The sequence below is a fragment of the Parageobacillus sp. NEAU-HV-2 genome, assembly GCF_059115485.1.
The window spans coordinates 149,418-171,994 of sequence record NZ_JBXUJJ010000003.1 but is presented as its reverse complement, the minus strand read 5'-3'; the positions used below and the strand labels follow the sequence as shown (position 1 = coordinate 171,994).

The 22,577-nt window shown below is 45.5% G+C and carries 23 protein-coding genes, 1 other RNA gene and 1 pseudogene; 14 read left to right on the top strand and 11 right to left on the bottom strand.

Going from position 1 to position 22,577, the window contains the following annotated elements:
* Nucleotides 1–182 precede the first annotated feature (182 nt).
* The 7 genes and pseudogenes from AC1WMD_RS07115 to AC1WMD_RS07085 all read right to left on the bottom strand — a co-directional run bounded on the left by AC1WMD_RS07115 (nt 183) and on the right by AC1WMD_RS07085 (nt 7,201).
* Nucleotides 183–1,544: an MATE family efflux transporter gene (locus AC1WMD_RS07115; RefSeq protein ID WP_494256475.1), complete on the bottom strand. Its 1,362-nt coding sequence runs from the start codon at nt 1,542–1,544 to the stop codon at nt 183–185.
* Nucleotides 1,545–1,727: 183 nt separating this feature from the next.
* A complete protein-coding gene (locus tag AC1WMD_RS07110; RefSeq protein WP_494256474.1) occupies nt 1,728–2,993 on the bottom strand; it encodes a two-component system sensor histidine kinase NtrB in 1,266 nt (421 codons plus the stop codon).
* Between the two features lie 27 nt (nt 2,994–3,020).
* Entirely contained in the window at nt 3,021–3,233 is a 213-nt protein-coding gene (locus AC1WMD_RS07105; protein WP_494256473.1) for a hypothetical protein, read from the bottom strand.
* Nucleotides 3,211–4,419, bottom strand: a complete 1,209-nt coding sequence (locus AC1WMD_RS07100; RefSeq protein ID WP_494256472.1) for an alanyl-tRNA editing protein — start codon at nt 4,417–4,419, stop codon at nt 3,211–3,213. Before AC1WMD_RS07100 ends, AC1WMD_RS07105 begins: the two co-directional genes overlap by 23 nt.
* Nucleotides 4,420–4,522: 103 nt before the next feature.
* Entirely contained in the window at nt 4,523–5,671 is a 1,149-nt protein-coding gene (tnpB, locus tag AC1WMD_RS07095; RefSeq protein WP_494256470.1) for an IS200/IS605 family element RNA-guided endonuclease TnpB, read from the bottom strand.
* A 48-nt stretch (nt 5,672–5,719) separates the two neighbouring features.
* Nucleotides 5,720–5,809: pseudogene (locus AC1WMD_RS07090) on the bottom strand (transposase); the annotation flags it as partial.
* 246 nt (nt 5,810–6,055) lie between these two features.
* On the bottom strand, nt 6,056–7,201 hold the full coding sequence (locus AC1WMD_RS07085) for an MFS transporter (RefSeq protein WP_043904939.1): 1,146 nt from the start codon (nt 7,199–7,201) through the stop codon (nt 6,056–6,058).
* Nucleotides 7,202–7,287: 86 nt separating this feature from the next.
* Between AC1WMD_RS07085 and AC1WMD_RS07080 the strand changes: the two genes are divergently transcribed.
* Both AC1WMD_RS07080 and ilvA read left to right on the top strand, forming a co-directional pair.
* Nucleotides 7,288–8,517, top strand: coding sequence for an MDR family MFS transporter (locus AC1WMD_RS07080; RefSeq protein WP_494256469.1), 1,230 nt, complete (start codon nt 7,288–7,290; stop codon nt 8,515–8,517).
* Nucleotides 8,518–8,585: 68 nt separating this feature from the next.
* Nucleotides 8,586–9,794: a threonine ammonia-lyase gene (gene ilvA / locus AC1WMD_RS07075; protein WP_043904937.1), complete on the top strand. Its 1,209-nt coding sequence runs from the start codon at nt 8,586–8,588 to the stop codon at nt 9,792–9,794.
* A 44-nt stretch (nt 9,795–9,838) separates the two neighbouring features.
* Here the strand turns inward: ilvA and AC1WMD_RS07070 are convergent, their stop codons facing one another.
* The gene (locus AC1WMD_RS07070) at nt 9,839–10,090 is read right to left on the bottom strand and encodes a DUF6154 family protein (RefSeq protein WP_494256468.1); all 252 of its coding nucleotides are present in this window, start codon (nt 10,088–10,090) and stop codon (nt 9,839–9,841) included.
* Between the two features lie 122 nt (nt 10,091–10,212).
* On the opposite strand from AC1WMD_RS07070, the gene AC1WMD_RS07065 reads away from it, so the two are divergent.
* Nucleotides 10,213–10,998 (top strand): GNAT family N-acetyltransferase, encoded by a 786-nt coding sequence (locus AC1WMD_RS07065; protein ID WP_494256466.1) that lies wholly within the window; start codon nt 10,213–10,215, stop codon nt 10,996–10,998.
* A 47-nt stretch (nt 10,999–11,045) separates the two neighbouring features.
* Here the strand turns inward: AC1WMD_RS07065 and AC1WMD_RS07060 are convergent, their stop codons facing one another.
* Nucleotides 11,046–11,180, bottom strand: a complete 135-nt coding sequence (locus AC1WMD_RS07060) for a hypothetical protein (RefSeq protein WP_260676062.1) — start codon at nt 11,178–11,180, stop codon at nt 11,046–11,048.
* A 5-nt stretch (nt 11,181–11,185) separates the two neighbouring features.
* The gene (locus AC1WMD_RS07055) at nt 11,186–11,434 is read right to left on the bottom strand and encodes a hypothetical protein (protein WP_043904934.1); all 249 of its coding nucleotides are present in this window, start codon (nt 11,432–11,434) and stop codon (nt 11,186–11,188) included.
* Between the two features lie 144 nt (nt 11,435–11,578).
* On the opposite strand from AC1WMD_RS07055, the gene AC1WMD_RS07050 reads away from it, so the two are divergent.
* Together AC1WMD_RS07050 and AC1WMD_RS07045 are read left to right on the top strand one after the other, a co-directional pair.
* Complete coding sequence (locus AC1WMD_RS07050; protein WP_494256464.1) at nt 11,579–12,337, top strand: alpha/beta hydrolase; 759 nt, start codon at nt 11,579–11,581, stop codon at nt 12,335–12,337.
* Nucleotides 12,338–12,378: 41 nt separating this feature from the next.
* Nucleotides 12,379–12,891: a GNAT family N-acetyltransferase gene (locus tag AC1WMD_RS07045; RefSeq protein WP_494256463.1), complete on the top strand. Its 513-nt coding sequence runs from the start codon at nt 12,379–12,381 to the stop codon at nt 12,889–12,891.
* A gap of 11 nt (nt 12,892–12,902) precedes the next feature.
* Here AC1WMD_RS07045 and AC1WMD_RS07040 read toward each other — a convergent pair whose 3' ends face one another.
* Complete coding sequence (locus AC1WMD_RS07040; protein WP_494256689.1) at nt 12,903–13,448, bottom strand: flavodoxin family protein; 546 nt, start codon at nt 13,446–13,448, stop codon at nt 12,903–12,905.
* 151 nt (nt 13,449–13,599) lie between these two features.
* On the opposite strand from AC1WMD_RS07040, the gene AC1WMD_RS07035 reads away from it, so the two are divergent.
* The 9 genes from AC1WMD_RS07035 to ssrS all read left to right on the top strand — a co-directional run bounded on the left by AC1WMD_RS07035 (nt 13,600) and on the right by ssrS (nt 22,475).
* Nucleotides 13,600–14,250, top strand: a complete 651-nt coding sequence (locus tag AC1WMD_RS07035) for a TetR/AcrR family transcriptional regulator (RefSeq protein ID WP_494256461.1) — start codon at nt 13,600–13,602, stop codon at nt 14,248–14,250.
* 128 nt (nt 14,251–14,378) lie between these two features.
* Nucleotides 14,379–15,521 carry an acyl-CoA dehydrogenase gene (locus AC1WMD_RS07030; protein WP_043904929.1) on the top strand — a complete coding sequence of 381 codons (1,143 nt, stop codon included), beginning with the start codon at nt 14,379–14,381 and terminating at the stop codon, nt 15,519–15,521.
* 53 nt (nt 15,522–15,574) lie between these two features.
* Nucleotides 15,575–17,209, top strand: coding sequence for an AMP-binding protein (locus AC1WMD_RS07025; protein WP_043904928.1), 1,635 nt, complete (start codon nt 15,575–15,577; stop codon nt 17,207–17,209).
* Nucleotides 17,210–17,283: 74 nt separating this feature from the next.
* Complete coding sequence (gene accC, locus AC1WMD_RS07020) at nt 17,284–18,636, top strand: acetyl-CoA carboxylase biotin carboxylase subunit (RefSeq protein ID WP_043904927.1); 1,353 nt, start codon at nt 17,284–17,286, stop codon at nt 18,634–18,636.
* 23 nt (nt 18,637–18,659) lie between these two features.
* Nucleotides 18,660–18,872, top strand: coding sequence for an acetyl-CoA carboxylase biotin carboxyl carrier protein subunit (locus tag AC1WMD_RS07015; RefSeq protein WP_043904926.1), 213 nt, complete (start codon nt 18,660–18,662; stop codon nt 18,870–18,872).
* Between the two features lie 14 nt (nt 18,873–18,886).
* A complete protein-coding gene (locus AC1WMD_RS07010) occupies nt 18,887–19,786 on the top strand; it encodes a hydroxymethylglutaryl-CoA lyase (RefSeq protein WP_043904925.1) in 900 nt (299 codons plus the stop codon).
* A gap of 16 nt (nt 19,787–19,802) precedes the next feature.
* Nucleotides 19,803–20,585, top strand: a complete 783-nt coding sequence (locus tag AC1WMD_RS07005) for an enoyl-CoA hydratase (RefSeq protein ID WP_043904924.1) — start codon at nt 19,803–19,805, stop codon at nt 20,583–20,585.
* 27 nt (nt 20,586–20,612) lie between these two features.
* A complete protein-coding gene (locus tag AC1WMD_RS07000) occupies nt 20,613–22,157 on the top strand; it encodes an acyl-CoA carboxylase subunit beta (RefSeq protein WP_409994241.1) in 1,545 nt (514 codons plus the stop codon).
* A 126-nt stretch (nt 22,158–22,283) separates the two neighbouring features.
* Nucleotides 22,284–22,475: non-coding RNA, 6S RNA (gene ssrS / locus AC1WMD_RS06995), on the top strand.
* Nucleotides 22,476–22,577 lie beyond the last annotated feature (102 nt).

Here is a 22,577-nt window from a genome sequence, read left to right as displayed (position 1 = left end):
TGAAAGAGGAACTCATTCGTCACCTTTCCCGCTTGGTTATTTACAACAGATGGACGAAAGGAAGGAATGAAGCGTTGACCGCGCATATACATACTTTTAGGAACGGGAACTAGAAAAAGGGAAAATCGACCGTATACGAAAAAGCAGCGTTAAAGAAAGAAGGCTGACATCTTGAATGTATGTCAGCCTTGTTCGTTTTTGCATCCGTAGCGGCGCTGGATAGAAAGGAGGCGGAAAAAGAGAAATATCGCGCCAGCAGCAAGCCCGGAAATCAGCCCAATCCAGTAGCCAAACGCTCCTAGAGAAGTAAAGTTGGCGAGCGTGTAACCGAGCGGAAGCCCAATTCCCCAGTAGGCGACGAAGGCGGCCCAAAACGTGGCATTAACATCTTTGTAGCCGCGAAGCGCTCCTTGGATGGGAGCGGCAACTGCATCGGAAAACTGGAAGAAAATCGCATACAATAAAAATTGTGCCGTCAGCGCCAAAACATCAGGCTCATTCGTATAAATACGGGCGATATCGGCACGGAAAAAATAAAGCAAAAGCGATGTTACGACTGCCGTCGCTACCGCCATGCCGATGCCAAGATAGCTGTATTGCTTCGCATCTTGATAGCGATTCGCCCCGACCTCGAAGCCGACGGCAATGGTCAAAGCGGTCGAAATGCTGAGCGGGATCATATATAGAAACGAAGCAAAATTCATAGCGCTTTGATGGGCAGCGATCGTCGTCGTACTAAATTCGCTCATCAGCAACGTAACGGCGGCAAAAATGCTCGTTTCAAAAAAAATCGCAAAACCAATCGGCATGCCAATTTTCAAGAGCTCTTTCCACGCAGCTAAAGAGAGAGGATAAAAACGCGTAAACAGGCGGTAGCGGGCAAAACGATGAAATTTTTGGACAATCATAACGGCGATAAAAAAGCAATACCAGTAGGTAATGGCGGTTGCATAGCCGGTACCGACGCCGCCGAGCTTTGGAAATCCGCATTGGCCGTAAATAAGCAAGTAGTTGAACAAAATATTGATTGGCAGCGCCGTTAAGGTGATAAACATCGTAATTTTCGTCTGCCCGAGCGCATCGATAAAGCAGCGCAAAACATAGTAAAGAAAGAGCGGGACGATGCCAACGGAAAGGGCCATTAAATAGTGGAAAGCGACGTGCCGCACCTTGTTGTCTAGGTTCATATGGTCCAAAATCGGGTGCAAAAGGATGGCGCCTATGGCAATGATAAAAAGTGCGATCACACCCGCTAAATACATCGCTTGGATAACCGCATGGGGAATTTGTTCATGCCGCTTCGCTCCAAGATGCTGGGAAACGATGGGAGTTAGCGCCAGCAAAATGCCGCTCATTCCGGTAAACACCGGAACCCATAAGCTGGATCCAATCGCGACTCCCGCCAAATCTTTGGAACTGGCATGACCTGACATAGTGACATCGGCAAAATTCATTGCATATTGGCCGACTTGGGTGATGAATACGGGAAGAAAAATATGTAGTAATTGAACGATTTTCTCTCTATACGTCATCGTCTGCTGCATCGACAACAGCCTCTTTTCTATAAAGATTGCACTATTAATATAGGATAATAGAAAAGAAAGGGAGAAACAAGAATGAAATCTTTTTCTTTTTAAGATGTTTTTATTAAACGTTGTTCTAAATGCAAAATGTAGAAAAAGAAACTATTATTAAAATAAAAGTATAAGCAAAAAGCTGTCCCGTTATTATAGGGACAGCTTTTTGTCGTCAATGGGTAGCTCAATGAGAAAACATGTACCGTTGCCATCACTTTGTACTTTCATCGTTCCTTTGTGAATTTCGATAATTTTTCGCGATAGTGGAAGCCCAAGGCCAGTACCTGTTTCTTTAGTGGAGAAAAACGGATCAAAAATATGATCGATCACTGTCGGCGGTATGCCCGGACCATCGTCGCAAAATTGAATTTGCGCTATGTTGTTCGATCGTTTGCTGGAAATGGTAACATTCATTGTCTTTTTTACTTTTGCTTCGACTGCATTGCGGAATAAATTTAAAAACACTTGTAGCAACTGTTTTTTATCACCGTTTATTTCATACGGATCCAGCTGTTTATCTAAGTCAAAATAAACATTGACATTATTTAGCAACGCTTCACTTTGCAGCAGCATTCCTACATCTTCTAAAATAAATTTGTTGAGTCGGATTTTTTCCATTTTAATATCCGCAGGCTTTGCGATGCTTAAGAAGTCGGTAATAATGCTGTTGGCGCGATCTAACTCGGGAATAAGCAGGCGATCGATAAGCGAAATAATTCGATCCGGAAGATCGCTTTTCAAAAACTGTAAATAGCCGCGCACCGTCGTTAGCGGATTGCGAATTTCGTGGGCAATCCCGGCGGCGATGCGGCCGGCGACAGCAAGTTTTTCGTTTTCCTTCATCAAGTTTAACGATTGGAACATGCTGATGACCCGTTTGATCGAGCCGTCGTCATTATAAATAATGCGTGTATTAATGATGCCGTAAAAGCGGTCTAGTACTTCCTGATTGTAGATTGGTTCCTTTTTTTCAATGGACTGTAACGTCACAATCAGCTCATCGGGCAGCTGCAATAATTCGCGGATATGTTTTCCAATGATCGCGTCGCGGTTCACCCCGGTATCGTTGGCCGCTTGCAAGTTGCAAAGCGTAATGATGCCGTTGCCATCGACAAACACAATGTGATGGGGAACAAGGTCAAAAATCGGCGTTAAAAATGTCTCGATTTTCTCAAACGGTATGTCGCGATAAAAATCAATATCCCATTGTAATTCCGTCTCTTTTGCCGGCGAAGCAGGGATCGGTTTCATGATTGGCGCTGCTTTTTCGCGGCTTTTTTCTAATTTTATTCCTGTTTTGTAATCGGTGAAAACAAATGGAAACGGGATTTTTCTAATAAAATTTTGATAAAATTGTATTTGCTGTTCTAATTCCGCTGTTCGCTTTTTCAGGTGTTCGTAAGATAAATCGTCCATTATCCCAAACTCCTTATTGAACATTCATTAGTTATTGTACAAAAATATATTTATTTTGGCTATCATTGAATGAACAATTTTTTCATATTGGCGGTAATGACGGCGGCGATTGTTTCGCAATCTTTGTTGTAATTCCAGTTCCCGATAGCTGGAGCGCAAATCAGTGGCTGCCCAGTAATCCCTGCTTTTTATGTTTTCTTTCATATGGCTATGCTGGTCAAGAGGAAGGTGGGCGTCCATCGCGAACGCTCACCTTTTGAATGTCCTCTTGCAATAAACGAAGAAATTTTCGCATCTCTTCTTCGGAAGGAAAAACGGCCTGCGCCTGCCGTTCGTTTCCGCCGCCTTTTCCGCTTGATAATACAAGCATTTCTTTGAGCTGCTTTCCGATGTGCAGAGAAAGGGAAGGCGCTTTGACGATCACGATGCGCTGCTCTAATGTTGTAGCCAGCATCGCCGTTTTTTCATAGCGGTTGGCAATCATGTTGGCGATAGTTTGTATGTCCTTTAACGTATATTGTTCATAAACGCGTACGACGACCTGTTCTTGCCCTGCTTGTTGAGCGGCGTTTTCCGCTTCTGTTGCAAATATGATCTCTTTATATTGTTCAAGCTGCTTTTGCATCTCTTTCTTTTCTGCTTCCCATTTGCCGAGAACGTCAAGCAGCATATCCCGATTCGTTCCCAGTTGCAAAGAAGCAGCGGTTACGATACGATGGGACAGCTGATAGTCAGTAAGCGCGCGTTTGCCGCAAACAAAGGAGAGGCGTGTCATTCCGCGATGGCGTTCCGTTCTCAACAGCTTAATTATGCCGATTTCCCCCGTCCGTGATACATGCGTGCCGCAGCAGGCGGAAACATCAACCCCTTTTATTTCGACAATCCGGATATTTCCTTCGATTTCAGGAAGCTTGCGAAGCGGAAGCTGGCGTGCTTCTTCTTTTGTTACGTAATAGGTTTCGACAGGGATGTTAGCGTAAATCAATTCATTGGCGCGGTTTTCGATGGCTGTAAGCGCCTGTTCTGATAAAGACGGGACGTTTAAATCAATCGTTATGACTTCATTGCCCATATGGAATCCGACAGTATGCGCGTCAAACAGTTCGATGCACACGGCAGACAATAAGTGCTGGCCGCTATGTTGCTGGGTATGGTCGAGACGGCGTGCCATATCAATTTGACAACGAACAGTCGATGCGTCAGGAAGGGAAGAAAGACGATGATATACTTCTTCATTTTTTTCGAACACTTCTAGCACAGGGATACCGGCGATTGTGCCGTTGTCGCATGGCTGTCCGCCGCCTTCGGGATAGAACGCCGTTTCCGCTAATGTGACAATGTATGTATCTCCGTCTTTTTCTGCGCTTGTGATCGTGGTTGTCCATTCGCTAGTTGTTGGGGAAGTGTAATACCATTTTTCCGTCAATTTGTTTCATCCTTTCCCGTGTCGTTTTGTTTTTATATAAGCAAATTTTGAACGATTGACCACTCCCCATGCCTAAAGGCAGGGGATTCTTGGGTAATCCCTTCTACCGAAGAGAAATGGACCAAGCTCCACCCGCCGGCCCAGCGGTGAATAGTCTTATCCCTTCTTGCAAGATGTTTATAGCTGCGTTTACGTCCCGGTCATGGTGCGCTCCGCAATTCGGGCATGTCCACACCCGCAAGTTTAGGTTTTTGACTTCTTTGTTTTGATAGCCACATTCAGAGCAACGTTGTGAAGATGGAAATTGTTTGTCCATTTTTACGATGGTTCTGCCATACCATTTCGCCTTATATTCCAACATATCTACAAACTCAGACCAAGACGCATCTGTGATTGATTTTGCCAGATTATGATTCTTCACCATATTTTTTACTTGCAAGTCCTCCAAACAGATCACTTGGTTTTCGTCAATCAGTTTGGTGGACAACTTATGTAGGAAGTCACGTCTTGCATTTACGATTTTTTCATGAATTCGAGCCACTTTTAAGCGTGCTTTGTTCCAGTTAGAACCGCCTTTTTGGCGGCGAGATAGGATTCGTTGCCACCTAGCTAGCTTCTTTTCGTACTTTCTGAAGTATTTTGGTGCATTGATTTTTTCGCCAGTAGAGAGAATTGCGAAATCTTTTAAACCAAGATCAACGCCGACTGCCTTTTTGGAAGTTGGTAATGGCTTGATTTCGGTTTCACAAACGACCGATACGAAATATTTTCCTGTTGGGGTTCGACGGATTGTAGCAGAAAGGATTTTTCCTTCGACTTCTCTTGATTTCGCAAACATTACCCATCCTAACTTTGGTAGTTTGATCTTATTTCCAACTACTTCAACCGTTGGTTTTCCTTTCTTCGGGTAATTGCATTGACTGGTGTAAGACTGGACAGGGTTTTTCTTGCTTTTGAAGCGCGGAAGGTCATTCAGTTTCTTAAAAAAGCGTTGAAATGCGTCGTCTAGATGTTTCAATGCATTTTGCAACGCTGTAGAATCCACTTCTTTTAACCAATCAAGCTCTTTTTTTAGCTGGGTCAGCTGCTTTGCGCAAACATGATAGGTTAAACCTTTCCCTGTTTGCTCGTAAGCTTTGTTCCACTTTTCTAAAAAGTGATTGAAAACAAAACGACAACAACCGAACATCTTGTTCATTAATATTTCTTGCTCTTTTGTAGGGTAGATCCGGAACTTAAATGCTTTGTGCATAAGATTCACTTCCCGCTTCTTGTTTGTTGAGACTCAATATATTGGAGGAACAAGTACTTTCTTACGATACTTCGGACAGAATACGACATGATACTTGCAGTCATACACAATGTTTCGGTTATTTTCAACTTTTCTCATATTGCTTACCTAATGAAATTTTAATATAAAACGATTGAAGAGAGGTTCTGAAAGAGCGAAAAAAGATAAAAATATTACGCAAATCGAAATGTTGTGATAAAATTCCAGTTACGTATAGTGATATTTTACCATTCAATATTATAACAAAAAATGTGAATATTTATAATTTTTTATTAAACTATGTTCTAAATCAACAATTAAAAAAGGGGAAGATTTCCCCTAAGATAACGTCCGGTGCCTCTCTCTTCATTGTTTAGAAAATAGGTGGTAACAAACGAGAGCACAAATAGATAAGCCAATGCCAAAAAGATAAGGAAGTTCAATCATTTTCGTAAACATCCAGCCGGCAGCTACAGGGCCGACGATGCGTCCGAGTGAGTCAAAGGAAGAGAGAAGCCCGGCGGCGCGCCCTTGGCCGCTTGGCGCATGTTTTGTGACAAGCGCTGATACACAAGGACGGATGACGCCGTTGCCGACACCAAATATCGATAAAAAGACGGCAGCGGTCAGAAAATTATGAACGAGTAAAATCAAGGCAAATCCGATCGCAGATACGATAATGCCGCCTTGAATGACACGGCCTTCACCAAATTTGCGAATCAATTTGCCGATAAGCCCCCCTTGGACAATGGCGCTCGCAAGGCCCATAATCATAAAAATGTAGCCTAGCTGTGCGGAATATAATCCGGCGCGTTTGGCAGCAAAGTAGGCGAATGTCGCTTCCAGTCCGGCGAGGGAAAAGGTGATAAACCATTGAAGAAGGTATAAATATAAAAGCGGTCCTTTCAACGTGCGCCAAAGCGTTTCGTTTTTGCTGGACACTGCCGATTGTTTATCTGCTGTCAATGATTCTTTTAAAAAGACAAGAACGAGAAAAGCAGTGACGGTGGAAAGCCCGCCAGAAATAAAGAAAGGGGTATGTAAATTCACTTTCGAAAAAATGCCGCCAATCGCCGGGCCGAAAATAAAGCCAAGCCCCGTAGCCGCACCGATCGCTCCCATCGCTTTTCCGCGTTCCTGCGGCGTAGTGACGTCAGCGATATATGCCATTGCCGTCGGCATTGTGGCTGCCGATAGCATTCCGCCGATAATACGGGCGATAAACAGCATGGCAAGCGTTTTAGCGATGGCAAATAAAAAGAAGGAGAGCGATAAACCGGCGATGCCGATGAATAAAATTGGCTTGCGCCCGTAGCGGTCCGACATTTGCCCCCAAAACGGGGCAAACAATAATTGCATCAGCGAGTAAATCGCCATCAGCAGCCCTAACTGTGTCGGAGTCGCACCGACGTCTTCGGCTAAAAAGGGGAGTACAGGGATGATAATTCCAAATCCTGACATCACTAAAAACATAATGGCAAATAAAAGGGGAAGAAATCGATTCTTTTTCATATTATTCCCTCCGAACGTTCGTTACTTTTCTATCATAATGAAGTTTAAAACGATTTGCAAAACATATATGTGCTAGGAGGAAACATATGCGAAACATTCTTACGTTACACCCAATCAGCTTACATATTATCATCGGCACGCTATTTGCGAGGACAGCAATGTTTATGACGATCCCGTTTTTGTCGATCTATTTAACCAAGGTGAAAGGAATCAGTCCTGTGGAGGTTGGGGCAATTATTGGGATTAGCGCCTTTGTTAGTTTATTTGCCGGATTTATCGGCGGGCATTTATCCGATCGGTTTGGGAGAAAGCGGGTCATGCTTGTTTCCATTTGGCTATGGGTGCTTGTGTTTATCGGTTTTGCCGTGGCTGATCACGTTGCAATCTTTTTTCTTTGCAATGCTTTTAATGGTATATGCCGTTCTTTTTTTGAACCTTCTTCACGGGCGTTATTATCCGATTTAACCGATCAAAAGAAAAAATTGCTTGTGTTTAATTTACGCTATGCAGCGATTAACGTCGGCGCCGCTGTCGGCCCGTTGCTCGGTTTAAAAATGGGAAGCGCTTCTTCTACTTCGGCGTTTTGGCTTACAGCTACTATTTATATGCTGTACGGGGCATCGCTATTGTTTTTGTTCCACCGCTACGGAGATTCTCAAGCCGTTTCTGCGCATTCGTCGAGAGAACGCGTTACATTGCGAAGCGCGTGCAACGTGTTAGCACATGATAAAATTTTTTTATTTGCTATGATTGGCATGATTTTAGGAACCGCAGGTTATTCACAATTTAGTTCGACGCTTCCGCAATACTTATCCAGCGCACCGCAGTTTCAAAATGGGGTTGAGTTATTTTCATATTTAATCGTTGTTAATGCTGTTTCCGTATTAGTCATGCAGTATCCGGTCTCGCGAATCGGAAAATATTTTTCTCCGATTGTATCGATTATGTCAGGAACGTTGACAGTAGGTTGCGGCTTGTTCTTGTTTGGGGTTGTCGATGAACCCGCTTTTCTTGTTGCGGCGATGGTTGTCTTTACAATGGGCGAAGTGATGATGTTTACCATGTCGGATTTATTTATTGATCAAATCGCTAAGCCGCATATGAAAGGTTTATATTTTGGGGCAATGGGATTTACATCGATTGGAAATGCATTTGGACCAACATTAGGCGGATGTTTCCTTTCTTTATTTGGTGTATCACATGGAATCTACATATTTGGTTTACTGGCACTTCTAAGCGTTCTAGGATTTCCGTTTCTTTTGTACGCTTTCCACTTAATGAAGGAAAAAAAACGCTATATGCAGTATAGTTTGTAGCACTACTCATTTTTCTTATATAATGATTAGTGTGATAGCTGAAATGAGATAGTTAGGTGATGAAAACGATGCTAACGTTAAATGATGTACTAGAAGCAAAAGAGAAAATGAAAGGAGTTGTTCATCAAACCCCGCTCGAGCATTCGCAAACGTTTAGCAATTTATCCGGCAATAATGTGTATATGAAATTGGAAAACTTGCAAAAAACCGGTTCGTTTAAAGTGCGGGGCTCATTTAATAAAATTATGTCGTTAACAGAAGAAGAACGAAAACGCGGGGTGATCGCCGCATCGGCAGGAAACCATGCCCAAGGGGTCGCCTACTCCAGCAGCATGATCGGCATCCCGTGCACGATTGTCATGCCAAAGGGAGCGCCATTAAGCAAGGTCGAAGCGACAAAAGGATACGGAGCGGAAGTGATTTTGTATGGCGATGTGTTTGATGAATCGCTCGAGTATGCGCTTGAGCTGCAGCGGCAACGAGGGATGACATTTGTTCATCCGTTTGATGATTTAGCGGTCATGGCAGGACAAGGCACGATCGGCTTGGAAATTCTCGAGCAGATTCCGGATGTCGATGTTGTTCTATGCCCGGTTGGAGGCGGCGGCCTCCTCGCTGGTTTGGCATTTACATTAAAACAGTTAAAACCGTCGATTCAAGTATATGGAGTCGAATCGTCTGCTTGCCCTGGAATGACGGCGGCGCTACGTCATAAAAAGCCGGTAACGATTACTTCCTCTGATACGATTGCTGATGGTATCGCAGTGAAGAAGCCAGGAAATATCACGTACGAATATATTGAGAAATACGTAGATGGCGTCGTTTGCGTCGAAGAAGCAGAAATTTCACGGACGATGTTATATTTGCTGGAGCGGAACAAGCTGTTAGTGGAAGGTTCCGCGGCGTGCCCGCTGGCGGCGCTGTTGTATCAAAAGCTGCCGTTTACCGGAAAAAAAGTCGTTGCTATATTAAGCGGGGGCAATGTCGATGTCACTCTCATTTCGCGAATCATTGAACGCGGGCTCGTCGAATCTGGACGGTTTGTCACGTTTACGACCGTTATTTCTGATAAACCTGGCCAGCTAAATAAATTGTTGCGCATTATCGCAGAGCTAGAAGCAAATGTCATGTCGATCCACCATCAGCGCATCGGCGCGAAAGTATTGCCGGGACAGGCGGAAATTCATTTTTCGCTCGAAACGAAAAACGAGGAGCATATTCATCAAATTCACCAAGTGTTGTTAAAAGAAGGATACGATGTGGAGTTTTTTCGATAAAATAATCTCAGGGATGGCGTAGCCACGCCATCCTATGTTGTTTTTCAATGAACGATTGGCATATCTCGTAGTTTTGTTTGTCCGATTCCATCCTGCGCCATTTTCGCTTTTAGGCTTTCGAGAATGTAAAGCCCCACCATCCCCATTAATTCCTCATCGGTCATTTCTTGAATGAGCTGCAGCAAATCGTTGCGGTCGAGCTCTTCCAAAATCGACATCGTCATCACTTCCGCATCTTCTTCATCGCCTGTGAGTCGGTTTTTATAGTATTCATATAGCTCGTCAACAAATTTCATTCGTTTTTCCTCCATCTGTTTCGTTTATCATCAGTTTGCATAAAATTTATGTATATGATGATTGCCTAATTTTGGTTCAGTATAGTATGATAGTAAAAATCTAAAAAAAGAGGGGGAGAGAGATGATTCGGCGTCTAACAAAGCATGACCATGACCAGCTTTTTTCATTTCTGCAAAAAGAACCATCGTTTAATTTATTTATTATCGGTGACATCGAATCGTTTGGGTATGATGCCGATTTCCAAGAAATTTGGGGAGAATTGGACGAAACAGGCAGTCTAAAAGCAGTGCTGCTTCGGTATTATAATTCTTTTATTCCGTATGCGCAAGGAGATTTTGATGTCGAAGGGTTTGCCGCGTTGATTCGGCAAACGAGCGATTCTTCTTTCATGCTTTCCGGTAAGTCGGCTATCGTGGAGCGGTTTGAACAATGGTTGCCGCTCGAAAATAAGCGTGTCATGTATTTTTGCGAATGCGATACAGATGAATACGCGAACGAAATGGATCACTCAATAGAAATTAAAGAGGCTACGCTTGAGGACGTAGATCGCATTATCGAATTGCGACGGCGCATTGCCGAATTCGTCGTTGGCCCGAACACAAGAGAGATGCTCGTGAAAGGGATGGAGGCGAAGACGGCAAGAACGTATTACATCGAGAAAAATGGTAATATAGTTGCTTCTGCATCCACGTCAGCGGAAAATTCGTTATCCGCGATGATTGTCGGCGTCTGTACCGATGAAGAGCATCGCAAAAAAGGATACGCAAGTGCTATTGTTGCAAAATTAATTCGAGACTTGCTTTCCGAAGGGAAAACATTATGCTTATTTTATGATAATCCAAAGGCAGGCAGCATTTATAAACGCCTTGGTTTTCGCGATATCGGTACATGGACGATGTATCTCTAGAAAAAGGTGGGCTTACTTGACTAGGGAAGTAGGCCCACCTTTCATGATTATTGCCCGTCCGCTCCGTTTGGTGTAACCCGACGGATATGCTGATCGCCTTTTTCTCTTGCCGATTTTGCTTTGTCGTTTACAAGCTGCTTTTGATCAACTGCCGATGACGGAGTTTGCTTTTCATTTGCCATGCCTCTCACCTCATTTGTAAAGATTTCGCACGTTGAATAAACATCTCAGCATCCTCAATTAATCCGCATGTGCCGCACTGCACGCGATAGCTTGGACCGCGATATGGAAGATGGAACGGTTCTAAAGTTTCGTTCGTATACTCTTGTTCAATTTCGCCTGTTTGTGGGTTAAGCTTTACTGCTCGCGGATGTTGCTCGATTAAATGAAAACGGGTTCGATTCGTTTTGCAGTTCGGACATAACATCGGTTCCAAAAGAAGCCACCTCCATCTTTATGTTTTGGAAAAACCGTCATGATTATGTATAAAATTGTGGAAATCACCCATATGTCATAGAGGAATGCCATAAAAATATAGCGAACATAGTAGTGGATAAAAAATGAAGAGAGGAGAACGAAGGTGCAAAACGCGATTACTTTGACTCATCGAGGCATGACATTGCGTGGGATGGAGCATATCCCGGAAAAAGCGCTGGATGAAAAGATCCCTGCGGTTATTTTGTTTCACGGCTTTACCGGCACGAAGCTAGAACCGCACCGTTTGTTTTTAAAAATATCGCGCGCGCTTGAGAAGCAAGGAATCGCCAGCTTCCGCTTTGACTTTTTGGGCAGCGGGGAAAGCGACGGCGACTTTGAAGACATGACCGTATCGAAAGAAATAGAGGAAGCGCATGCGATTGTCGACTTTGTCAAACGCGATGAGCGCATTGACCCGTCGCGCATTTACTTGCTCGGCCTCAGCATGGGCGGGCTTGTTGCCAGCGTCGTTGCCGGCGAAAGACCGAACGATGTCGCCAAACTAATTCTTATGGCGCCGGCGGGAAACATGCATGAGCTGATTGCGGAGACGATTCGGCAAGGGAATATCGATGTGACCGCTCCGTATTTTGACCATGGGGGCAACTTAGTCGGACGTGCATTTTTGGAGGATTTACAAACGATCAACGTATTTGAGCGAGCCAAGCCGTACGACGGCCCTGTGCTGCTTATTCATGGAACGAAGGATGATGTCGTACCGTACCGCGTCAGCCATATGTATGAGCAATTATGCTATGGCAGCCGCGCCACCGTCCATTTGATAGAAGGAGCGAACCATACGTTCGACGGACATCGCTGGGAAACGGAAGTCATTGAGACGATTCTCGAGTTTGTTTCTTAAAGAGGGAGGCCAATGGAGATGCAAGAGAGGAGTGTTGAAAAATGTTTCCCATCGAAACAAAACGTTTGCAGATCATTCATTTTTCTATGAACTGTCTTGAAGCCGCTATGGAAGGAAAGGAAGCGTTGAAAAAGGTTTCTGGGTATGATGTCGCGGCAGAGTGGCCAAACCGCGATTATGCGGAAATATTGCCGTGGCTTTTAGAACAATGGAAGAAACATCCTGAACAACAAAAATGGAGCGGACTAATCGTTCATAAAGACGACCACATGGTTATTGGAGAAATCGGAGGAAAAGGAGCTCCGGATGAAAACGGGGTCATTGAAATCGGATACGGGATTGTGCCGACATATCAAGGGCAGGGATATGCAACCGAAGCGGTTATTGCTTTTGTACATTGGTTGCAGCAATGCCCGGAAGTGAACAAGGTCATTGCCGAATGCACCCAAGATAATATCGCCTCTAAACGTGTGTTAGAAAAAGCTGGGTTTCGACGAAAATGCGAAAATGACGGAATGCTTTTTTGGGAGCTAAAGGACAATTCCCCGACATAAAGCGGGGAATTTTATAGCGAGCGAAAAAATTGGTTCCAGTATTTCGCTTGGCTGATGGCTCGATTGTCGTGCAAAACGTCCCCAGGAGCGTTTCCTTCTCCGATCACATAGCCGATGTATTCAAGACCGATAAATTGAAAAATGTACTGAAACTGTTGAATGAGCGGAAGACCTTTTATATATGGGTTGTCACCGCCACAAATCACGACAAAGCCTTTTTTCTTTTTCATTTCTTCTTTAAAAGAAAAGCGTGTATCCCGTAAACTTTGTGACCAGCGATCGATAAATTGTTTCATATGCCCGCTCATTCCATACCAATAGATGGGCGTCGCAAATACAAGAACATCATGCTGGCGGACGAGTTCAATCATTTGATCATAATCATCGTCAACTTTCGTAAACCCTGCCGGATCATGACGTTTGTCGACAATCGGCTGAATGAAAAAATCTCTTATATTGATACGAGTGCAAGAAACGCCTTCCAACATCACGTCTGTCAGCTGTTCGGTATTTCCGTTTTCTCTTGAACTGCCGTTTAACACTAATATTTTCGCCATCATATCGTTCCTTTCTTTTTCGTTACATGATTGATGATAAACGATAATTGACATTTCCGGCAACTATTCTGTATTTTATAACTAAAAGTAAATAAAAAATATTTCATTTTTTCAGAAAATGATGGTAACATAAAAATAAAGGAGATTTATCATGACAGAAAAACCGCTAAAAGACCGAATTGTCGACACTGCTCTTCACCTTTTTGAAAAATATGGGTATCACGGCGTGACCGTTGACCGTATTGTGACGGAAAGCGATACGTCAAAAGGCGGCTTTTACCATAACTTTAAGTCAAAAGACGAGCTGCTTTATCACATTCACGACGTATTTATTACGTATGCTTTGAACAAGGCGCAGGAAGCGTATGAAAATTACACAACCCCGACAGAGCGCTTATATGCCATTATCCAGTCGTTTGTTAAAGTGTTTCATTTATATAAGCCTCACATTACCGTTTTTTATCAAGAAAGCACATATTTAAAGCCGGAATACTCGGAAAAGATTAACCGAAAACGCGATGAATTCAAACAAGTCATTTTTCGCGTCATCAGGGAGGGGATCGAAGCGGGAGAATTCCGTCCTGAACTATCTGTGGAAATTACCGGCATGTCGATTATGGGCATGGTCAACTGGACGTATAAATGGTATAACCCGGAAGGTCCGCTTTCGATCGAACAAATCGCAAAATACTTTGCCGATTTTATTTTGCATGCCGTGCTGCGGGAAGAAATGAAGGAAAAACCGTCCATTTCCCGATTTTTGCTGCCGCCTTTGTTTCATTCGTTTTCGGAGGAGAAATAATGTGTGTGTAAAGAAACCAACTAGTCGGTCTTAATAGAAGCAGAGACAGTTGTCACCTGTTTCTATTGCAAACGACCAAAACCGACTAGTCGGTTTTAAGATAAATTATATCTAATGGGGGAGAGAGAATGAATTTCGAATTAACAAAAGAGCAGCAGATGATTAAAGAGATGGTTCGTGACTTTGCGGAGAAGGAAATTGCGCCATACGCGGCGAAATGGGATGAAGAAGCGCATTTTCCGATTGATGTGTTTAAAAAGATGGGCGAATTAGGGCTTTTAGGCATCCCGTTTCCAGAAAAATATGGCGGTTCGGGCGGAGATACGATTTCCTATGCCATTGCTGTTGAAGAGATCGGCCGCGCTTGTGGCGGCACCGGATTAAGCTATGCTGCTGCCGTTTCCTTAGGCGCAAGCCCGATTTATTATTTCGGTACGGAAGAACAAAAGCAAAAGTGGCTTGTGCCGATGGCAAAAGGAGAAACATTGGGAGCATTTGGCTTGACCGAACCAAACGCTGGATCTGATGCGGGCGGCACACGCACCACCGCGGTATTGGATGGCGATGAATATGTCATTAACGGTGAAAAATGCTGGATTACTAATGCCCAATACTCCAGACAGGTGATTGTCACGGCGGTAACAGGAAAAGATGAACGCGGTAAAAATATTATTTCCGCCATTATCGTTCCAACGGATACGCCAGGGTTTACAATCCGCTCGAACTACGACAAAATGGGCGTCCGTGCTTCCAATACGTGTGAGCTTGTGTTTGAAAACGTCCGCGTGCCGAAAGAAAACGTGCTTGGTGATCCGCAAAAAGGGTTTAAACAGTTTTTGTACACGCTTGATGGGGGCCGCATTTCCATTGCCGCACTGGCGGTTGGCATTGCTCAAGCGGCATTTGAGAAAGCGCTTCAATATGCGAAAGAGCGCGTCCAATTTGGTCAGACTATTTCAAAATTTCAAGCGATCCAATTTAAGCTTGCCGATATGGCGATGGAAATTGAACTCGCTCGCAATATGGTGTATAAAGCGGCATGGCTCAAGGATCAAGGAAAACCGTTTACAAAAGAAGCATCGTTCGCGAAACTGTTCGCTTCGGAAATGGGCTTCCGTGTCTGCAATCAGGCGATTCAAATTCACGGCGGCTATGGTTATATGAAAGAGTATGGAGTCGAACGCCATTTGCGCGACATTAAATTAATGGAAATCGGGGAAGGAACGTCCGAAGTTCAGCGTTTGGTCATCGCCCGTCAACTTGGATGCTAGATGTAGGGAAATGCGCATATAAATGAATTTGGACAAAGGGGAGGAAACGGTCTATGTTGACGGTCACGGTGGGGAAGCTGCTCGAGGAAAAAGCACAGTTGTATCCGGATCATGAAGCGGTCGTTTATGCAGATCGCGATTTACGGATGACGTATAGGCAATTCAATGACTATTGCCGTCTAGTGGCGCGCGGGTTGATGCGTCTTGGCATTGAAAAAGGAGAAAATGTGGCGATTTGGGCAACCAATGTGCCGGAATGGATCGCCTGTCAATTTGCGACCGGAAAAATGGGAGCGGTACTTGTTACTGTCAATACGAACTACCGTGCCGCAGAACTAGAGTATTTATTAAAACAATCCGATTCGACGACGCTCTTTTTAATTGAACAATATCGTGACTCTTCTTATGTGGATATTGTTTACGAGGTTGTTCCGGAGCTGCGCACAAGCGAGCCTGGAAAGCTTCAGTCCAAGCGTTTGCCAAAATTGAAAAATGTCGTGTTCATTGGGGAGAAACGCTATCCGGGGATGTTTACGTGGAACGACATTCTTGCGATGGCGCATGATGTGACGGAAGAACAGCTTGATGAACGGATGAACTCGCTCGATCCACATGACGTTATCAACATGCAGTACACCTCGGGAACGACAGGATTCCCAAAAGGCGTGATGCTCACTCACTACAATATTGTCAACAATGCCTATTATGTTGCGCAATGCATGAAGCTCACCAAAAATGACCGCCTCTGCATCCCAGTTCCGTTCTTCCATTGCTTCGGCTGCGTGATGAGCACGTTGGCATGCGCTACGGTTGGGGCAACGATGGTGCCGGTGCAGGAATTTAACCCAAAACGAGTGCTGCAAACCGTGCAAGCTGAAAGATGTACGGCCTTGCACGGGGTGCCGACGATGTTTATTGCCGAGTTAAACGATCCTGATTTTGAAAAATATGATTTATCAACGCTTCGCAAGGGAATTATGGCCGGCTCTCCATGCCCGATTGAAGTGATGAAAGCGGTCATGGAGAAAATGGGAATGAAAGAGATTACGATTGCTTACGGTCAGACAGAATCATCGCCGGTGATTACACAGACAAGAACGGATGACCCGATTCACTTGCGCGTGGAAACGGTCGGTCGTGCGCTGCCAAATGTCGAAGTGAAAATCGTCGAGCCGGGCACGAATAAAGAAGTGCCGCCAGGTGTGCAAGGGGAATTGTGCACGCGCGGCTACCATGTGATGAAAGGCTATTATAAAAACCCGGACGCGACAAAAGAAGCCATTGATGAAGATGGCTGGCTGCATACAGGCGATCTGGCCACGATGGATGAAAACGGATATTGCCGCATTACCGGACGTTTAAAAGACATGATTATTCGCGGCGGTGAAAACATTTATCCGCGCGAAATTGAAGAGTTTTTATACAAACATCCAAAAATTTTGGATGTTCAAGTCGTCGGTGTGCCGGATGAAAAATATGGGGAAGAAGTGATGGCGTGGATTATTTTAAAAGAAGGACAAACGGCAACCGCAGAAGAAATTCGCGAGTTTTGCCGTGGGAAAATCTCACGCCATAAAATCCCGCGCTATATCGAATTTACCGATTCGTATCCGATGACTGCCTCCGGAAAAATACAAAAGTTTAAATTGCGCGAAATGGCGAAACAGCGTCTCAGATTGACGAAGTAAACAATGTCTGGCGAAGCGGCGCATTATTTCGCCGCGCCGCTTTGGAATAAAACAACGATGCAAAGGGTGATGGGATGTTTGCAAAAATATTAATCGCCAACCGCGGGGAAATCGCGGTGCGGGTGATTCGCACTTGCAAAAAGTTAGGAATACAAACGGTGGCGGTTTATTCGGAAGCGGATGCCGACTCACTTCACGTCAAGCTGGCGGATGAGGCGTATTTGATCGGCAAGCCTCGCGTGAGCGAAAGCTATCTAAATATCGAAAAAATTATCGAAGTGGCAAAAGCGACGAAAGCGGAAGCCATTCATCCAGGGTATGGGTTGTTATCGGAAAACCCACAATTTGCTCGCCGTTGTGAAGAGGAAGGCATCGTCTTTATTGGGCCGAAAGCGGACGTCATTGCCAAAATGGGAAGCAAAATTGAATCAAGAAAAACGATGACAGAAGCTGGCGTTCCGATCGTTCCAGGCATTTCGTTTCCGCTAAAAGATGTCGATGAAGCGGCGAAAACAGCAGAAGAAATTGGCTATCCAATTATGTTAAAAGCTTCAGCAGGCGGTGGCGGCATCGGCATGCAAATCGTGCGCGATGAAGACGAGCTCCGCAAAGCGTTCGAAGGAAACCAAAAACGCGCTGCTTCGTTCTTTGGAGACGGGGCGATGTATTTAGAAAAATATATCGCTAATCCTCGTCATATCGAAATCCAGCTCCTTGCTGACGAACATGGAAACTGCATTTATTTATGGGAACGGGAATGTTCGATTCAGCGCCGCCATCAAAAAGTCGTCGAAGAGGCGCCGTCGCCGTTTTTGGATGAGGAAACACGGCGGAAAATGGGAGAAGCCGCCGTCAAGGCTGCCAAACATATCGGCTATACGAACGCCGGGACGATTGAATTTTTAGTCGATGAACAGAAAAACTTTTATTTTCTTGAAATGAATACGAGGCTGCAAGTCGAACACCCGGTTACCGAAGAAATTACCGGACTTGATTTAGTCGAAGAACAATTGCGCGTCGCCGCGGGGGAACCGCTTCGTTACAAACAGGAAGATATTTGCCGCGACGGCCATGCGATCGAAGTGCGCATCTACGCCGAAGATCCGAAAACATTTTTCCCATCACCAGGGAAAATCACAACCTTTGTGTTGCCGCAAGGAGAATATGTGCGCAATGAAACGGCGGTACAAAGCGGGATGGCGGTCACGCCGTTTTACGATCCAATGATCGCCAAACTCATTACGAAAGGAAACGACCGCCAAGAAGCGATCAAACGCATGCTTGCGGCGCTAGAGAGCTATCAAGTCGAAGGCATTAAAACGAATATCCCAATGCTAAAAGACGTGCTTTCCCACCCTGCGTTCCAAGCAGGAGATACAACCACCAACTTCGTCGAAAAACACTTGCAAACAACAACGACAAAATAAGAAGAAATGGAGGAAGAAACACAATGAGTCAAGTAGTCGCATCAATGGCGGGAAGTGTATGGAAAATTGTTGTCTCTGTAGGAGATCAGGTCGAAGAAGGGCAAGATGTGGTGATTTTAGAGTCGATGAAAATGGAAATTCCGATTGCAGCGGAGTCTTCGGGAGTTGTCAAACAAATCTTTGTACAGGAAGGGGACTTTGTGAACGAGGGCGACGTTCTGCTTGAACTAGAGTAAGAGGTGGGATGAACATGGGCAGATGGCCAACACGCGTTACCATCAAAGAAGTCGGTCCGCGCGATGGACTGCAGAATGAAAAAGTACAAATCGCAACAGAAGATAAAATTGCCTGGATTAATCAATTGTCGAAAACAGGCTTAACATATATTGAGGTCACTTCGTTTGTCCATCCAAAATGGATTCCGCAGCTTGCCGATGCATTGGAAGTGGCGACGAGAATTGAACGGGTGCCAGGCGTGACGTACGCCGCGCTCGTTCCGAACCAAAAAGGATTGGAAAAAGCACTGGCCGCGCAAATCGATGAAGTTTGCGTGTTTATGTCCGCAAGCGAGACGCATAACCGTAAAAACATCAATAAATCGATCGCGGAAACGTTTCCGGTGTTAGAAGAAGTGGTGAAAACGGCAAAGCAGGAAGGAAAAACGGTGCGCGGCTATGTTTCGACCGTCTTTGGCTGTCCGTATGAAGGAAGCGTTTCGGTCGAACAAGTCATCCGCGTGTCAGAACAATTATTTGCCATGGGGATCGATGAGCTTTCGCTAGGAGATACGATCGGCGTCGCCACCCCGAAACAAGTGCAAGAAGTGTTGGAAGCCGTCTTGCAGCGCTTTCCAAAAGAAAAGCTGGCAATGCATTTTCATGACACGAGGGGGACGGCTTTAGCCAATATTCTTGTTTCGTTGGAAATGGGAATCACGACATTTGACAGTTCGCTTGGCGGATTAGGGGGCTGCCCGTACGCGCCGGGCGCTTCCGGCAATGTCGCTACCGATGATTTAATCTATATGCTTCACGGCATGGATATTGCTACCGGAATCGATGTCGAACGGCTTACAGAAGCAGCCCTCTTTATTCGCGATAAAATCGGGCGTCCGCTTTCTAGCCGTTATTTGCAGACGATTTCGCGATAAACAAAGGAGGAATAGGATGTCAACATTGGTTTCATACGAGCTGCAGGAAAATGGTATTGCAATAGTGACGTTAAATCGACCGGAAGCGGCAAATGCGCTGTCGACTGCGCTCTTAAACGCGCTGTCCGCGCTTCTTGGCGATCTTGCTTTCCGGAAGGACGTCCGCGTTGTCATTGTGACGGGAGCGGGGGAAAAAGTCTTTTGTGCCGGAGCGGATTTAAAAGAACGCGCCGGCATGAATGAAACGGAAGTACGGAAAACGGTCGCCCTCATTCGCGAGACGATCAATCAGGTAGAACAGCTGCCGCAGCCGGTCATCGCTGCCCTAAATGGCTCGGCGTTCGGCGGCGGGCTGGAGCTCGCCCTTGCCTGCGATATTCGCGTGGCGGTAGACACGGCGCAACTGGGGCTTACGGAAACGTCTTTAGGAATCATCCCTGGCGCAGGTGGAACGCAGCGACTTCCACGCCTGATTGGAATCGGAAAAGCGAAGGAATTAATTTTCACCGCCAAGCGCATTAGCACCCAAGAAGCGGCACAAATCGGCCTTGTCGAATACGTGGTGCCGCGCGCGCAATTAATGGAGAAAGCGCTGGAAATCGCCACGCAAATCGCTGCCAACGCACCGATCGCCGTAAGGCAAGCAAAACTGGCGGTTAATCGCAGTTTAGACGTCGATTTGGTGACTGGACTGCGCCTGGAGCAAATGGCATATGAGGTGACCATTCCAACAAAGGACCGTCTTGAAGGATTGCAGGCGTTTAAAGAAAAACGAAAACCGGTCTACAAAGGGGAATAGGAGGAAGACACCATGGGAAATGATGTCATGAAAAAACAAAATGCAGCACTGACAGAGCAATTGCAGGAACGAATCCGGCAAATTGAACAAGGCGGAGCGCCAAAATACCACGAAAAAAACGCGGCGCAAGGAAAGCTGTTTGTCCGTGACCGCTTAAAATTATTGTTGGACAACGGACTCGAATTTGAAGACGCACTCTTTGCCAATTGTCTTGCTGATGGGCTTCCTGCTGACGGCGTTGTGACCGGGGTGGGAAAAATCAACGGGCAGACCGTTTGCGTCATGGCCAATGACTCAACGGTGAAAGCAGGCTCTTGGGGAGCACGGACCGTTGAAAAAATTATTCGCATCCAAGAAACGGCGGAAAAGCTACGCTGCCCGATTCTTTATCTAGTCGACTCAGCGGGCGCGCGCATTACCGACCAAATTGAAATGTTTCCAGGCCGGCGCGGTGCAGGAAGAATTTTTTATAACCAAGTGAAATTATCGGGAAAAGTGCCGCAAGTCTGCCTCTTGTTTGGTCCGTCTGCGGCCGGGGGCGCATATATTCCGGCGTTTTGCGATATTGTCATCATGGTCGAAGGAAACGCCTCGATGTATTTAGGATCGCCGCGCATGGCGGAAATGGTGATCGGCGAAAAAGTGACGCTTGAAGAAATGGGCGGCGCCCGTATGCATTGCACCGTTTCCGGCTGCGGTGATGTGCTTGTGAAAACGGAAGAAGAGGCGATCGCCTATGCCCGTCGCTATTTATCCTACTTCCCGGCCAATTACAGCGAAAAGCCACCAGTTGCGGAAGCGAAGCCGCCAAAAGCGTTTGAAAAAACGATTGAAGATATTCTTCCGGCGAACCAAAACGCCCCGTTTAACATGTACGATTTGATTGAGCGCGTGATCGATGAAGGGTCGTTTTGCGAAATTAAGAAGCTGTTTGCGCCAGAGATTATTACCGGACTGGCGCGCTTAAACGGCCAGCCAATCGGCATTATCGCCAATCAGCCGCGCGTCAAAGGCGGGGTGCTGTTCCACGATTCTGCTGATAAAGCGGCGAAATTTATCACTCTTTGCGATGCGTTTAACATTCCGCTTCTCTTTTTAGCCGACATTCCAGGTTTTATGATCGGTACGAAGGTCGAGCGCGCCGGCATTATCCGCCACGGAGCGAAAATGATCTCGGCGATGTCGGAAGCGACGGTGCCGAAAATCTCGATCATCGTGCGGAAAGCGTACGGCGCCGGGTTGTATGCGATGGCCGGACCAGCGTTTGAACCGGACTGCTGTTTGGCGCTTCCAAACGCGCAAATCGCCGTCATGGGGCCGGAAGCGGCTGTTAACGCTGTGTATGCGAATAAGATTGCCGAATTGCCGGAGGAAGAGCGTGCAGCCTTTGTCGAACAAAAACGTGAAGAATACCGTCGCGATATCGATATTTACCGTCTTGCATCGGAAATGGTCGTAGACGGCATTATCGCTCCAAATCAACTGCGCGATGAACTGATCCGCCGCTTTGACGCGTATATGTCGAAATATATGACGTTTTCAGAAAGAAAGCATGGCGTCTATCCAGTATAGGCTGAACGAAAAGCGTTAACCTTGCTACAATAAATATATATGCTGTTTATATAAGCTGCCAAAAAATGAATAAGTCGACCACTTGAAAAAAGAAGAAAGATTATGTATGATAATAATCACCAAAAACAACCGCTGCGTTGTACGTTGAAGAATGAAGTTTCAACCGATGGCAATAAAAAGGGAGTTCTACATTGAAACGGGAATGTCATGCCTCCTTACACGCTAGGTTAGAGGACGACAGGAACGTTTCTGCGAACACCCACCTGGTAGAGTGTGGTTGAGAAACTGCATTCCACCAACGGCAAACGCGGCACCATACACATGCATGTAAAAAGCCGATCTCTCGGGTAGAGATCGGCTTTTTACGTATATGCTGTCAAAAATCGAAACAATCAATTATGGAATAAGAATATGCGGTGT

Coding starts and splice junctions, on each gene's coding strand:
- AC1WMD_RS07115 (WP_494256475.1), bottom strand. CDS start 1,544: ATGCAGCAGACGATGACGTATAGAGAGAAAATCGTTCAATTACTACAT.
- AC1WMD_RS07110 (WP_494256474.1), bottom strand. CDS start 2,993: ATGGACGATTTATCTTACGAACACCTGAAAAAGCGAACAGCGGAATTA.
- AC1WMD_RS07105 (WP_494256473.1), bottom strand. CDS start 3,233: ATGGACGCCCACCTTCCTCTTGACCAGCATAGCCATATGAAAGAAAAC.
- tnpB (WP_494256470.1), bottom strand. CDS start 5,671: ATGCACAAAGCATTTAAGTTCCGGATCTACCCTACAAAAGAGCAAGAA.
- AC1WMD_RS07085 (WP_043904939.1), bottom strand. CDS start 7,201: ATGAAAAAGAATCGATTTCTTCCCCTTTTATTTGCCATTATGTTTTTA.
- AC1WMD_RS07080 (WP_494256469.1), top strand. CDS start 7,288: ATGCGAAACATTCTTACGTTACACCCAATCAGCTTACATATTATCATC.
- ilvA (WP_043904937.1), top strand. CDS start 8,586: ATGCTAACGTTAAATGATGTACTAGAAGCAAAAGAGAAAATGAAAGGA.
- AC1WMD_RS07070 (WP_494256468.1), bottom strand. CDS start 10,090: ATGAAATTTGTTGACGAGCTATATGAATACTATAAAAACCGACTCACA.
- AC1WMD_RS07065 (WP_494256466.1), top strand. CDS start 10,213: ATGATTCGGCGTCTAACAAAGCATGACCATGACCAGCTTTTTTCATTT.
- AC1WMD_RS07060 (WP_260676062.1), bottom strand. CDS start 11,180: ATGGCAAATGAAAAGCAAACTCCGTCATCGGCAGTTGATCAAAAGCAG.
- AC1WMD_RS07045 (WP_494256463.1), top strand. CDS start 12,379: ATGTTTCCCATCGAAACAAAACGTTTGCAGATCATTCATTTTTCTATG.
- AC1WMD_RS07040 (WP_494256689.1), bottom strand. CDS start 13,448: ATGGCGAAAATATTAGTGTTAAACGGCAGTTCAAGAGAAAACGGAAAT.
- AC1WMD_RS07035 (WP_494256461.1), top strand. CDS start 13,600: ATGACAGAAAAACCGCTAAAAGACCGAATTGTCGACACTGCTCTTCAC.
- AC1WMD_RS07030 (WP_043904929.1), top strand. CDS start 14,379: ATGAATTTCGAATTAACAAAAGAGCAGCAGATGATTAAAGAGATGGTT.
- AC1WMD_RS07025 (WP_043904928.1), top strand. CDS start 15,575: ATGTTGACGGTCACGGTGGGGAAGCTGCTCGAGGAAAAAGCACAGTTG.
- accC (WP_043904927.1), top strand. CDS start 17,284: ATGTTTGCAAAAATATTAATCGCCAACCGCGGGGAAATCGCGGTGCGG.
- AC1WMD_RS07015 (WP_043904926.1), top strand. CDS start 18,660: ATGAGTCAAGTAGTCGCATCAATGGCGGGAAGTGTATGGAAAATTGTT.
- AC1WMD_RS07010 (WP_043904925.1), top strand. CDS start 18,887: ATGGGCAGATGGCCAACACGCGTTACCATCAAAGAAGTCGGTCCGCGC.
- AC1WMD_RS07005 (WP_043904924.1), top strand. CDS start 19,803: ATGTCAACATTGGTTTCATACGAGCTGCAGGAAAATGGTATTGCAATA.
- AC1WMD_RS07000 (WP_409994241.1), top strand. CDS start 20,613: ATGAAAAAACAAAATGCAGCACTGACAGAGCAATTGCAGGAACGAATC.